The sequence below is a fragment of the Thermosulfuriphilus sp. genome, assembly GCF_054026695.1.
Window position 1 is genome coordinate 55,794 of sequence record NZ_JBPMLP010000048.1, and the last position, 12,871, is coordinate 68,664.

The following is a 12,871-nucleotide window of genomic DNA, read 5'->3' on the forward strand; positions in this document are numbered from 1 at the left end:
AAAAAGTTGTAGTAAATGCAAAAATATAATAGAAAACATTCTCATCGGGGAAGGGGCGGGGTGCCCAATAAAAATAAAATTTGGAGAAAGGAGGCGGAAGATGAAGAGCTTATCGTTATTTTTGGCAATTTGCTTTCTTCTCTTGGCCGGTCAGGTGTGGGCCTCAGGAGGCCACGGGACCTCTGGGCCAACCCCTCCAGAGGCCCTGGAGAAGATAGTCAAAGGCAATGACGAGTTTGTCTCTAGCCACCATCCCGAATACTTTGCCCCTTATCAGACCTCTCAACATCCTTTTGTCACCCTCATAACCTGCGCCGATGCCCGGGTACACATGTCAGCCCTACTTAAGGATCCTATCGATAAGATGTTTGTTATTCGCAACATCGGCAATCAGCTAGCGGTCTCTCACGGCTCCATAGACTATGGAGTCCTTCATCTCCACACCCCTATACTTCTCATCCTCGGCCACACCCACTGCGGTGCAGTCAAGGCAGCTATGGGAGACTACAGCAAGGAGACCGAGGCCATCCGCAATGAACTGGATCATCTCCATCTGCCCCTTTCGGCCGACGATGGTCGGGGAAGCTTTGAAAGCCGTTGGCTTAAAAATGTTGAGCGTAATGTAGACTGGCAGGTAGCTCAGGCCATCTCCTTCTATCACGATCTGGTAAAGGAGGAGAAGTTGGTTGTCGTTGGAGCCATCTATGACTTTATCAACGCCTACGGCAAAGGCTACGGCCGAATGGTCATCATCAATGTAAACGGAGCCACCGACCCTGAAGCCATCAAGAGACACTCTGTCACCAGCCAACTCTCAGAAAAACTCAAAGGTCTGGCCATAGCCGGACATCACAAATAAAAAAACGAACTGGTCAAAAATCCCCACGCCCCTTCCCTGCCCTCTTTAGGAATTCTGATGACTCCCAAGTTGGCCTTCCTAGCAAAGATGCCAATCTAGACAAAGGGAAGACTTGTCTTTAGGCCCTAATATCGCTATTCTGCTAAATATGGCTTGGTCACCAAAGGGAGAGAAAAAATTGAAGTGTAGAGTTTGTGGCACCAAATTGGAGCTTTTTCGTAACTGACGGTCGGTTTACTTCCGCTGTCAGGTTTGCCAGCGGACGTATCAATTATCTGAATTAAGTGATGAGATAGACGAAGAAGTGGAGGCAATTCTGGCCTACATTCGCTGCGATCGTCTCTAGAGGCTCATAGATAGGGGCCCGGGTTGGGCCCCTATCTCACTCCTAATCCATATCCTCCTTCTCGAGGATCTTGGCCCCAGTGGCCATCTTCTCACCAGAGTCTGTAAAACGATCCTTGAGTTTCTCCATGACTTTAGGAAGGGTGGTATATTCCATCTCTTCTGGTGGCAGACGGTGAGGCTCAAAGATCCCCTGACGGCGGAGCCTGTTGGCCATATAGGAACATTCATGCCGGGCCATGTCAAAGGCTGGATCATCGAAAAGATCCACTGGACCAATCAATCGGCCATTACAGATCTGGTAGCCAGCAGCAATTACCCTGGGGGGGCCGTCAAAACGGGTCGGCTTGGCCTGCTTAAAGGGAACGGGCATAAGCGGTCCGGTATGAGAGCCCCGCATCCACCCTTCAACTAGCCAGGGACGCCCAAATGGTTCTAGGATCTCGCCGATGGCTGGGAAACCGCTCTGAGATCTTACAGCCAGGACAGGATCGTCTTTACCCACATATTGACCGGCCATAAGGGAGAGCCTCTGGGTCGAGGCCGCTGCAGCAATCTCGCCGTCAGAATTGCGATAGACGGCCCTGACAACATATTTGCTCACCGAGCCGATCAAGGCCAAAAGATCATAAAGCTCAGCCGGTGTCTTCAATTTGACCACCTTACCTGAATAGACGTCCATAATCTCAAAGGTAAATCCCCCGTGCATGGAAGGATCAATCACCAATCCAGCGGTATTCATCGGATCAGCAAACATCTCATAGAGAGGAAGATTCCAGGCACTGGGAGCCGTCTTGTCAGCAAAGAAAACAATCACCGGCTCGCTCTTTCTCTCCTCAAACTCCATCTCGGCAATACCCGGCCCGAGACCTCGGACATTACCGGAGAAGGCATCAGAGAGGAGGTCCTGCCCGGCTCCGTAAAGTTTAAGGCCCCTGGCGACCTCGGTCCCAGCCACAAAGGCATCCCAGGCCAGCTTATGAATCCTCTCGTTATCAACCCCTTGTTGATGAGTCATCACCAGAGCAATGTCGTCTCCACAGGTAAGGACCGAGATGTCGATGAGAAGATCCCCCTTGGCCGCCTCGGCCATCTCCTTGACCTTAGCAACCACCTCCGGATGGGTAGAAGAGTGGCCAACATAGCCTCCGATGTCGGCCTTGATGATGGAAAGTGTAATCTTCATAAAAATACCTCCTTTCTGTTTCTCAAATCTTTTTGACAATCAGAACCACGGCATGGGCAGCAATAGCCTCGCCCCGACCGATGAAGCCTAAGTGTTCGGTAGTGGTGGCTTTGATGTTTACAGCAACCCCTCCTCCAAGGGCTACTTTAAGCCGTCTTATCATCTCTTGACGATAGGGGGCAAGCTTTGGTTCCTGACAGATCACGGTAATATCGGCATTGCCCACCGCCCAGCCCCTGTCCGCCAACAGTTTGGCCACTTCTCCCAGGAGCTTAAGGCTTTCTATATCACGAAAGCGGGGATCTGAATCCGGGAAAAAGTGGCCGATATCTCTAAGACCAGCAGCTCCCAGGAGGGCATCACAAAGGGCATGGGTGATTACATCGGCATCAGAGTGCCCCAAAAGGCCTCTGTGATAAGGAATGGAGACCCCGGCCAGAATCAAGGGCCGCCCCTCTACCAGGGCGTGAACATCATAGCCATGGCCTACACGAAAGTTTATCATCATCATCCCCTAAAAGGTCTCATGCAATGAATAGGTATTCACGAAAATAGTTTCAAGAGCTCTGATTGAATTGGGGCTCAGCAGAGATTACCTTAGCCGAAGTAAAGAAAGCAAGGAGGACGGAGATGGCCAGTATTGACAAAATCGCTGAACTCTTAGGGGAAGAGGCCCATTATCTCCTGGAGCATCGCTGTCAAACTATCCCTAAGGAGATGCTCCATCTGCCAGGGCCGGATTTTATAGACCGGGTAGTTGCCTTAAGTGATCGTCCGGTGGCGGTCTTGAGAAACCTCCAGGCCCTGTTTAATCACGGAAGGCTGGCCGGGACAGGCTATCTTTCTATCCTTCCGGTAGACCAGGGGATAGAACATTCAGCCGGGGCCTCCTTTGCCCCTAACCCCATATATTTTGATCCTGAGGCCATTGTACGCCTGGGGCTTGAGGCCGGATGTAACGCTGTAGCCTCAACCCTTGGGGTACTGGGAAGTGTGGCCCGAAAATATGCCCATAAGATCCCTTTTATCCTCAAAATAAACCACAATGAGCTTCTTTCTTATCCTAACCAGTACGATCAGACGCTTTTTGCCAACATCGACCAAGCCTTCAATCTGGGGGCCATTGGAGTAGGGGCGACCATCTACTTCGGATCGCCCAACTGCCGACGCCAGATAATGGAGATCAGCGAGGCCTTCCGTTACGCCCATGAGCTTGGGATGGTAACCATCCTCTGGTGCTATCTACGAAACGAGGCCTTCAAAACCAACCAGACCGACTATCATGTCGCTGCTGATCTAACCGGTCAGGCCAACCACTTAGGAGTAACCATTGAAGCCGACATTATTAAACAGAAGCTGCCAGAGACAAATGGCGGTTTTCTGGCCCTTAAATTCGGCAAGACCCATCCGCTAGTCTATGAAAGACTGACTAGTGACCATCCCATAGACCTCACCCGCTACCAGGTAGCCAACTGCTATATGGGACGCGCCGGCTTGATCAACTCTGGAGGACCTTCGGGGCAGAACGATCTGGCCCAGGCTGTGCGTACAGCTGTAATCAACAAAAGGGCCGGTGGCATGGGACTTATTTTAGGACGTAAGGCCTTCCAGAAGCCGTTCGAAGAAGGAATAGCCATTATTCAGGCCGTCCAAGACGTCTATCTCTGCCCGGAGGTAACGGTTGCTTGAAGAGGAGAGAAAAGCCTCCGATTGTCTCTTTAAACCCCCTCTACGAGGCGGATGTTTTTCTCTGGGCCAAGGGTTTCTTGGGAGAGGAGGAACTGAGCCTGCTTTCCAAGGCCAGGGCTATCGTGCTTCCCCAAGCCCTTCGTCCAGAGATCTATTGGCTGGCCCGAAGCCTAGCCCCGGTCTTTCCCAACTACGACTTCCGTTTTCGCTTCCCGGGCAAGGTGGGACAGGCCCTAGCCTTCTCCCGGCTTAAGATTCCCCATCCCAGAACCATTGTCTGCCTCCAACTTGAACCCCTCCTAAGAAGACACCCCCTTTCTGCGCCCCTGGAACTTCCGCCCTATCCCTTTGTCCTTAAAGCCGATCTGGGGGGAGAAGGGGGAGGGACTTGGCTGATCAAAGACAAGCAAGGTTTGACAGAGGTTATTTCCAAACTTAAGACTCTAGAGCTCAGAGGCCGGGAGGGTTTCATCATCCAGGACTACCTGCCAGGGCTCAAAGAAGACCTGCGAGTGGTGGTCATCGGCTCCAAAATCATCAGCTATTGGCGGCGTCAAAAGGCCTTCTACCATCACCTAGCTCGAGGGGCAGAGATAGACTACGAATACCAACCGGACCTCCAGCGCCGGGGAAGGGCGTTGGTTAAAAAAATAATTAAAAAAACAGGAATCAACCTGGCCGGCTTTGACCTAGCCTTCTCTGACACCGGCTTCCCCCTGGTCCTGGAGATAAATTTTTCCTTCGGCCGTCGGGGCCTGGAACCTTTTGGAGGTTTCGAGAAGCTTTTCCTGGAGGCCATAGAGCAGTTCTTTCAAACCCTATCCTAAGTTGCCTTTTGGCAAGAAGGTCAAGATAAATTAAAGTTAAGATCTGAAACTTTTAGGGCTGGAGCTTTCATGGTTCGCTATCTGGTAGGAATAGACTTGGGGACTACTAATTCAGCGGTGGCCTATGTAGACCTCCAGGAACCAGGGCCCAGGCCCCAGCTGAGGCTTTTTGAGATTCCCCAGCTAACCGGTCGACAGCGTCTATCTCCCCATGCGGTCCTTCCCTCCTTTCTCTATCTCCCTGGAGAGTTTGACCTTGAGCCCGGAGCTTGCGCCCTGCCCTGGGATAAAGAACGGAATTATATAGTCGGAGTACTTGCCCGCGAACAGGGGCTCAGGGTCCCCAATAGGTTGGTCTCTTCGGCCAAAAGCTGGCTCTGCCACGGAGGGGTAGACCGTCAGTCACCTATCCTTCCCTGGGGAGCAGGAGATGAGGTTCCCAAGGTCTCCCCTGTTGAGGCCTCGGCCCGCTATCTCCAACACATCAAAGAGGCCTGGAACTGGACTATGGCCAGGGATAATCCTGAGGCTCGGCTTGAGAATCAGGAAGTCATTGTCACCGTACCGGCCTCCTTCGATGATGTGGCCCGCGAGCTCACCCTGGCCGCTGCCAAGAACACTGGGCTTTCTGTAACCTTGATCGAGGAACCTGTGGCTGCCTTTTATGCTTGGCTTTCGGCAAACGAAGAAAATTGGACCGAGATAATCAAGGAGGGTCAACTTATTCTTATCTGCGATGTCGGCGGAGGAACTACTGACTTCACTCTCATCGAGGCCATCGCTGGCCCGGAGGGGCCAGAGCTTAAGCGAGTAGCTGTTGGCGACCACATCCTTCTTGGCGGTGACAACATGGATCTGGCCCTGGCTCGGCTGGTAGAGAGAAAACTCTCCGGGGCCCGGCTCGACCTCGTCCGCTTCCAGATGCTCACCCACCAGTGCCGCGAGATCAAAGAACGTCTCCTTTCAGAAAGTGGTCCAGAAGAAGAGGCTGTAAGGCTCACGGGGCGAGGAACTGCCCTCATCGCAGAGACCTTAGTGGCCAAGATCTCAAGAGACGAGGTCCTCTCTCTTATCTTGGAGGAGTTCTTCCCTTTTGAGGAGTGGAGTGAAGGCCTAAAGAATTTTAGGTCCGTCCCCGGAGGTCTTCGAGAATGGGGGCTACCTTATGCTCGAGAAAGCGCAATAACCAAACATTTGGCCGCTTTTTTATATCGACACGGTCAGAAGGCCCCTCATTTTGTCCTCTTCAATGGCGGGGCTATGAAGCCAAGCCTTCTCAGAGAAAGAATCCTTAAGGCCCTGGGCCAATGGTTTGGTAGCGAGGCCAGGGAACTTAAAAACCCGTCTTTAGATCTGGCCATCTGTCTGGGGTCGGCTTATTACGGATTAGTACGCCGGGGGCTGGGGATAAAAATAGGAGGTGGTGTCCCCAGATCTTACTATCTAGGGGTGGCTCCCAAAGAAGAGGGTAAGCTTTCGGCCGTCTGTCTCGTCCCCCAGGGCACAGAGGAGGGTTGTGAGCTTGAGCTTCCCCGGAGCTTTGAGGTTATTACTAACCGCCCGGTCCGCTTCAGCCTCTACCACGCTACGGATCGTCAGAAAGACCAGCTGGGGGAGGTCATCACTGTTCAGCCAGGTGATTTGGCCGAACTTCCTCCCCTGGTCACCGTCTTAAAATACGGTAAACGGAAGGAAGCAAAACGGATTCCCGTCCGGGTAGGGGCGTTGCTTACCGAGGTAGGGACTTTGGAGATCTTCTGCCGCTGCCTTAAGACGCCCCATCGCTGGCGCCTACGCTTTGAGCTCCGCCGGGAGAAGACCGCTCCCCAATCCCTCCCCCCTCTTCCTACCGGAGTGGTGGTTGAACCAACCGAACAAGATAGACAGGGCAGCCTGAAGAGGCTTCCTGAGGATTTACGTCGGCGCACTGAAAAGGCCGCCTTGGCCTTAAAAGAGACCTTCTCTGGACAGGTTCCACCAGAGGCCCTGCCCCGAAGACTTCGGGAGATCCTGGAGATGGAAAAGGATCAGTGGCCCCTTGAACTCTTAAGGGCCTTGGCCGATACAGTCATTGGACTCAAGGACGAACGTAAGAGGACTGTAGCCCACGAAGTCCGGTGGCTTAATCTTACGGGCTTCTTCATGCGCCCTGGCTATGGTGATCGGCTTGATCCCTGGAGGATTAAGCAACTCTGGGCCCTCCACTTTGAAGGCCTGGCCCATCCTCGAGATGTAAACTGTGCCCGGGAGTGGTGGATATTCTGGCGAAGAATAGCCGGAGGCCTTACCAGTGGCCAGCAAAACCAAATCCTGGCCCGAATCAAGCCCGTCCTTGTCCCCAGCCGCAAGAAAAAGGGCCGCCCTAAAATTCGCTTCTTTCGGGAAGAAAGGCCTGAGATGTGGCTTCTAGCCGGCAACCTAGAACGTCTCCCATGGCAGACCAAGGTGGATCTGGGCCGGGCCCTACTTACCGAAATCGGTCGAGGGCTTTCCTTGGCCCTAGGCTTTTTGACCTTATCCCGTCTGGGAGCCCGAGAGCCACTCTATGGACCGATCAATGAGGTCGTCCCTGCCCCCGAAGTCTCCCGCTGGATCCTGAATCTTATCGAAAGGTTTACCCCTCCGAAGAAGGCTGGCAGAGCCGTCTTAGCCCTGGCTCAGGCCCTGGGCCACATGGGCCGAATGACTGGAGATCGGGCCCGGGACATCGACGAAGAGACAAGGCACCGTTTGATAGCCTTCTTGGAGATGATCCCGGGGACCGGGGTGATTGTCAATCTACTCAAAGAGGCCCGGCCTTTGGAGAGGACCGAGGCTACCAGACTCTATGGGGAGAGTCTTCCAGAGGGCCTCATCCTCAAAGAATAAGGATTGACAGCCAGAATGGTCTCGGTAATTTAAAAATCGTGTCGTGCCGAAGTGGCGGAATTGGCAGACGCGCTAGATTCAGGATCTAGTGGGCGTTTATGCCCGTGGGGGTTCGACTCCCCCCTTCGGCACCAAGTCAGACATATTTCTTCAATCCGCCCTTCTCCCCTTAATAAGTCAAAACCATAAAAACTTGGTAAGGACAAATTCCTGGCGGATTATTCTGAAATTGATCTATTTTCTGCAAATCTTGCCATTTTACTTTCCTAAAGAGTGGCTCTTCCTCGTGAGGTGGATTTGCATTTTGAAACACCAAGATTAAAGTCTCTCGATAGCTTCTAAAGAATGAAAATATCTTCTATTATGGGAGGCCCAAGAGATGGATGATCGGCTTAAGGAAATCCTTTCAGATTCCTTCCTCTGCCAGCTCTTCCCTCCAGAAAAGGCAGATCAGTTCTTTGAGGCCCTTTTTGGCGACCCCGAGGAGGGGGCCTACGATATCTGTCTAGTCTATCGCTTCTTTGATGAAAAAAGGGGACTGATAAAGCTTGATTTTGAGCTTCGGCAACGCCCAGGACGGTGTTTGGCCTGTCACTTGACCTATGGCCTCCCTGAGGTCTTTGCCAGACACCCGGTAATAAATGTCTCCGGATTAGTAGAGGAGATCAGTCGGAGACTTCCAGGGCTCAGGGTTGCTGACTGGCGACTAGGGCCCACTGAAGAGCTGACCCCTTCACTTCACGCCGTCCCTCTTTGGCTAGAAGTGGTTAAGGCCTGAGCTACTCCGGCCCATAACAGCTACTGGCCAGACTTAAAGGGTACTCTTCTACAGCCTCTTTGTAATCGTCAAACCAATAGGCTTCGGGATTGCGCTGGTAGATCATAAAACGGGCACTATCGAAATTATCTGCAGCCCGATGGAACTTAAAGAAGACCTTTTCAGCCGTAAGCCCGACGATTTCTATTTTCCCCAAGGCATGGGACATTACGTAACGGGCCCTCTTGTCCAACCCTGAACATAGGGCCCGGGCCCCTTCAAAGATTTGGTAAGCCTCTTCAATGGGAACAGCGTAGGGCTTGTTACCGATGGCTGGCCGACACTGAAAGGCATAATAAGGAGCCACTCCGATAGCAGAAAGCCTCCGGAAAAGATCGGCCAAGGCCTGGGGGGAGTCATTCACCCCCCGGATAATAGGAGTCTGATTGAGAATTACTGCCCCGGCCCTAAGGAGCATGTGGACGGCTCGCTCGGCCTCTTTAGTGATCTCCCGAGCGTGATCAAAGTGGGCCATAATGTAGATCTTCTTCTCTGTCGTGCTGTAACGGCTGATTGCCTCCAGGAGACGACGGTCGTGGATGATCCGAGTCGGATTATAGGAGAGACATTTCGTCCCCAAACGAATTATCTGAAGGTGTTTTATCTCCCTCAACTTGGCTAAGGCTTCCTCAATCCTTGGAGTCGGAAGGGCCAAGGGATCCCCCCCACTCAAAATGGCGTTGGTTATCTCGGGGTGATCCTTTATATAGCGGACAGCCTCATCTATATCGACAACCCTCTCCCGTTTTCCCTCTAAAAAAAGACGTTTTCGGAAACAATACCGACAAAAACCAATGCAAAGATTACTAAAGAGAATCAGAGCTGTTGAATTATATTTATGCTGGAGGCCAGGGATAACCGTATAGGAACTCTCATTGGAAGGATCAAGGCGCCCCCAGCTGTCACATTCCTCCTCATCGGGGAGGATAATTCGCCGTAGCGGATCCTGAGGGTCATCAAAATCAATTAGAGAAAGATAATATTCGGTAGCCTTAAAGGGAAAAAAGTTAGTTACCCTCTCCAGACCGTCAAGGTTTACCTCCGAGGTAAAGACTTCAATATCCCTGATGTCTGTGATAAAATTTCCCAACATCGGAACACCTCTTTTTTGTTTTTTTAACGTTAAGGGGCGGAAAATTTAAGATAATATTTACAGAAAAAAACTAGGTGAATAATAATTATGTCCCAAATGAAATTGGTGGGATCTTTAAGCGCAAAAACATCACCTTTTCCCTTACCAGAGGATTGCCCCTTTGACAAGTTTAAGCCCCTTGTTTTATTAGCAAATGGCAATAATTAAAAAAATAATTAGTCTCTTTAGGGGTTGAAAGATGATCATCATCCTCAAACAGGATATAGATCCCCATGGTCCGGAGGTAAAGCGTATCCTTGAAGTCCTTCATCAGTATGAAGGCATTTCCACTAGGCTCTCGGGTATCCGGGGCACAACGCGAACAGTCATGGAGCTTTACGTCATCGGCCCCACGGCCCACATCCCTGATGAGGAGATCCAGGCCCTGCCTGGAGTAGAGAAGGTCATCCGGGTCTCCAAGAAATACCGCCTCATTGGCCGCCACCAAGAGGATCTTGAGGGCTTTGGCTTTGATTATAATGGCCTTCACTTTGATCAGGATTCCTTTCACATCTTTGCCGGCCTGTGTGCCGTAGATAATCCAACCAACGTAGAGAAAATCTTTGCTGCCCTAAAGGAAATGGGTGTTACCACCAGCCGGATGGGGGCTTACAAGCCTCGTACAAGTCCCTATTCCTTCCAAGGCCATGGGAAGAAGTGTCTTCCCTGGCTCTTTGAGCTGGCCGGCAAATATGGCATCCGCTGCATCGCCATGGAGGTAACCAAAGAAACCCATATTGATGAGATCCGCGAGGCTTTGAAGGACACCGGGCATCCTACCGGGGTCATGCTTCAGATCGGAACTCGCAATGCCCAGAATTTTGAGCTTCTCAAAGCCGTAGGCCAGCAAAAGGACTTCCCGGTACTTTACAAGCGAGGGATGGGGCTCAGTCTTGAGGAGTCACTTAATGCCTGTGAGTATATTGCTAGTGAGGGGAATCGAAACATCGTCTTTTGCCTCCGAGGGGTGAAGACAAATCTTGGTGACCCTCACCGTAACTTGATTGATTTCGGCCACGTACCAGTAGTCAAGCGCTTAACCAGGCTTCCGGTTTGTGTGGATCCGACCCATTCAGTAGGGATCAAGGAATGGGCCCCAGATGGAATACTAGACATCTTCCATGCTGCTGCTCAGGGGATAATTGCCGGAGCCAATATGATTTTGGTGGAATTTCATCCCCGGCCAGAGGAGGCCCTCTGTGATGGCCCTCAGGCCTTGACCTTAGAAGAGTTACCCCACTTTGTGGCTGATATGGCTTTGGTCCGGGAGACCTATCTGCGTCGGAAGGATCTTGCCGCCCGATATTCCCTTAAGGCCTGGAGCCCAGGAGTTGGCCTTAGAGAAGCGGAGGCCCACTAAAATGACCAAACGACTCCATTACCTCCAACACGTCCCCTTCGAGACCCCCGGTCTTATCATTGACTGGGCCAAGAGTGCCGGCTTTGAGATCTCCAAGACCGCCCTTTACAGTGGGGATGGTTTTCCTCCTTTAGGAGAGATAGACCTGCTGGTGGTTATGGGAGGCCCCATGGGCGTCCACGATGATGAAGCCTATCCCTGGCTCAAAGAAGAGAAGAACTTTCTCTCCCAGGCCCTTAAAGAGAGGATTCCCACCTTAGGGATCTGTCTAGGAGCTCAGCTTTTGGCTGCTATCCTGGGTGCTGGTGTCCGCCGCAATTCATATAAAGAAATCGGCTGGTTCCCGGTAGAGCTCACCAAGGCCGGTCGGGATCATCCTCTCTGTCAGGATATCCCTGATCGCTTTTTAGCCTTTCACTGGCATGGGGACACCTTTGACATTCCTGCCGGCGGGGTACATCTAGCCCGCTCCGAGGCCTGCGAGAACCAGGCCTTCCTTTATGAAGACTACGTCTTGGGACTTCAGTTCCACCTTGAAGTCGGTCCGGAAAATGTTGCTGCCTTGGTTGAACACTGCGAGCACGAGATCACTGAGGCCCCTTTTATCCAGAGCAAAGAGGCCATTCTCGGAGAGCCTGATCTCTACGAACAGATGCGGCCTGTCCTTTACGAACTTCTGGGTAATTTTCTGGAGCTGATCGAACTTGATTAGACCTTATCTTGGCTGATCTTACTTATCTTGGCTGATTTTATCTCGGTTCTTCTCCCAAAACTCAAGGAAAAAAGCCAGAAATATCGCCATAAAAAAAGATGATACCAGAACAACAGCTATAATGAGACCCTTTTTAGGTTTAACCGGACCAGGTGAGGCAAAAGGGGGCTGAATTATCTCTACAGGCGAAAGAAGGGCCAATCTGCCCTTCCAAGTTTCAATCCGGGCCTTAATATCCATGGCCTTCTGATCCAAAGAGGTGATTTCTTCCCGAAGATCCATTACCTCTTTATTTAGGTCGTTCAGATAGCGATTCAAATTGGTTGAAAAGATGATGCTCTGTTGGATTATATTCGACTGAAGAAGAAAAAAAGCCGTCTTTTCGGGAACTGCAAGTTTTCTGTTAGCCAGGATCATCTCTGCGGTTTCGTTTTCTATTTGCCGCATTTTTTCCTTACCCTCTTTTAAGTTTCTCCGGTACTCTTCAAGGGTCTCGATCAGCTCTTTCTTTTTTCCCTCAATCAAACTCAGGGTCTTCTTCAAGGTCTCGATCCTAGTAGTTACCTCCTTTTGAGAGACCTTAAGCCTACCCATCTGGTCTGTCTCCGGGGCAGAAATAAAAAACTGGACCACTTTGGCTAGAATCTCTTGTCCTTGAACTGGAACATACTCAGGGTTACTAAAGTTCCATTACGGACAACTCTAGCCTCTATCTTGGGAATGTGTTGCCCATCCTTAAACTCCTCAAGGAGGTAACCCAAATAGGCCCCCTCATCCACCCAGGCTTTAAGATCATTTACCGTCCAGTCAGAAATGGGGTTTCCTTTTTCATTGAAACCGGTCACTCCTGGACGGAGCTGCATAGATATCTTGTATTGAGAAGGGACAAAGACACAATATAGCCCTGCAGCTAGCAGAGAAACGAAGACAACTCCCACAATAAACCATCTTCTCTTCCAAAGGACACCAAAGAGTTCGGCAAGATCAATCTCGTCTTCTTCATAAAACGAAGGAATCTCCGGCGGAGATACTCTTTTATCCTCCATGGTCTCCCTCGTTTGGCTTCAGGACTAATC

At 51.2% G+C, this 12,871-nt stretch carries 12 protein-coding genes, 1 tRNA gene and 1 pseudogene; 9 read left to right on the forward strand and 5 right to left on the reverse strand.

Going from position 1 to position 12,871, the window contains the following annotated elements; all coding sequences use genetic code 11:
* The first annotated feature begins 100 nt into the window (after positions 1-100).
* Complete coding sequence (locus ACXJJX_RS08420) at positions 101-859, forward strand: carbonic anhydrase (protein ID WP_456434152.1); 759 nt, start codon at positions 101-103, stop codon at positions 857-859.
* Between the two features lie 238 nt (positions 860-1,097).
* Positions 1,098-1,205: pseudogene (locus ACXJJX_RS08425) on the forward strand (hypothetical protein); the annotation flags it as partial.
* Positions 1,206-1,247: 42 nt separating this feature from the next.
* Here ACXJJX_RS08425 and fbp read toward each other — a convergent pair.
* On the reverse strand, positions 1,248-2,390 hold the full coding sequence (fbp, locus tag ACXJJX_RS08430) for a fructose-1,6-bisphosphate aldolase/phosphatase (protein ID WP_456434153.1): 1,143 nt from the start codon (positions 2,388-2,390) through the stop codon (positions 1,248-1,250).
* A gap of 22 nt (positions 2,391-2,412) precedes the next feature.
* A complete protein-coding gene (gene ispF, locus ACXJJX_RS08435; RefSeq protein WP_456434154.1) occupies positions 2,413-2,895 on the reverse strand; it encodes a 2-C-methyl-D-erythritol 2,4-cyclodiphosphate synthase in 483 nt (160 codons plus the stop codon).
* Positions 2,896-3,020: 125 nt separating this feature from the next.
* On the opposite strand from ispF, the gene ACXJJX_RS08440 reads away from it, so the two are divergent.
* The 5 genes from ACXJJX_RS08440 to ACXJJX_RS08460 all read left to right on the forward strand — a co-directional run bounded on the left by ACXJJX_RS08440 (position 3,021) and on the right by ACXJJX_RS08460 (position 8,552).
* Complete coding sequence (locus ACXJJX_RS08440; protein ID WP_456434155.1) at positions 3,021-4,079, forward strand: class I fructose-bisphosphate aldolase; 1,059 nt, start codon at positions 3,021-3,023, stop codon at positions 4,077-4,079.
* Positions 4,076-4,906, forward strand: coding sequence for an ATP-grasp domain-containing protein (locus tag ACXJJX_RS08445; protein WP_456434156.1), 831 nt, complete (start codon positions 4,076-4,078; stop codon positions 4,904-4,906). Before ACXJJX_RS08440 ends, ACXJJX_RS08445 begins: the two co-directional genes overlap by 4 nt.
* A gap of 69 nt (positions 4,907-4,975) precedes the next feature.
* Positions 4,976-7,774, forward strand: coding sequence for an Hsp70 family protein (locus ACXJJX_RS08450; RefSeq protein ID WP_456434157.1), 2,799 nt, complete (start codon positions 4,976-4,978; stop codon positions 7,772-7,774).
* A 45-nt stretch (positions 7,775-7,819) separates the two neighbouring features.
* Positions 7,820-7,908 (forward strand) — tRNA-Leu (locus ACXJJX_RS08455).
* A 245-nt stretch (positions 7,909-8,153) separates the two neighbouring features.
* Positions 8,154-8,552 carry a pancreas/duodenum homeobox protein 1 gene (locus ACXJJX_RS08460; RefSeq protein ID WP_456434158.1) on the forward strand — a complete coding sequence of 133 codons (399 nt, stop codon included), beginning with the start codon at positions 8,154-8,156 and terminating at the stop codon, positions 8,550-8,552.
* A 1-nt stretch (position 8,553) separates the two neighbouring features.
* Here the strand turns inward: ACXJJX_RS08460 and ACXJJX_RS08465 are convergent, their stop codons facing one another.
* Entirely contained in the window at positions 8,554-9,684 is a 1,131-nt protein-coding gene (locus ACXJJX_RS08465) for a KamA family radical SAM protein (protein WP_456434159.1), read from the reverse strand.
* A 238-nt stretch (positions 9,685-9,922) separates the two neighbouring features.
* Here ACXJJX_RS08465 and ACXJJX_RS08470 point away from each other — a divergent pair, with 238 nt between their 5' ends.
* Positions 9,923-11,083, forward strand: coding sequence for a 3-deoxy-7-phosphoheptulonate synthase (locus tag ACXJJX_RS08470; RefSeq protein WP_456434160.1), 1,161 nt, complete (start codon positions 9,923-9,925; stop codon positions 11,081-11,083).
* 1 nt (position 11,084) lies between these two features.
* Positions 11,085-11,795 carry a type 1 glutamine amidotransferase gene (locus tag ACXJJX_RS08475; protein WP_456434161.1) on the forward strand — a complete coding sequence of 237 codons (711 nt, stop codon included), beginning with the start codon at positions 11,085-11,087 and terminating at the stop codon, positions 11,793-11,795.
* 18 nt (positions 11,796-11,813) lie between these two features.
* Here ACXJJX_RS08475 and ACXJJX_RS08480 read toward each other — a convergent pair whose 3' ends face one another.
* Positions 11,814-12,389 carry a GumC domain-containing protein gene (locus tag ACXJJX_RS08480; RefSeq protein ID WP_456434162.1) on the reverse strand — a complete coding sequence of 192 codons (576 nt, stop codon included), beginning with the start codon at positions 12,387-12,389 and terminating at the stop codon, positions 11,814-11,816.
* Positions 12,390-12,433: 44 nt separating this feature from the next.
* Positions 12,434-12,841 carry a Wzz/FepE/Etk N-terminal domain-containing protein gene (locus tag ACXJJX_RS08485; protein WP_456434163.1) on the reverse strand — a complete coding sequence of 136 codons (408 nt, stop codon included), beginning with the start codon at positions 12,839-12,841 and terminating at the stop codon, positions 12,434-12,436.
* Positions 12,842-12,871 lie beyond the last annotated feature (30 nt).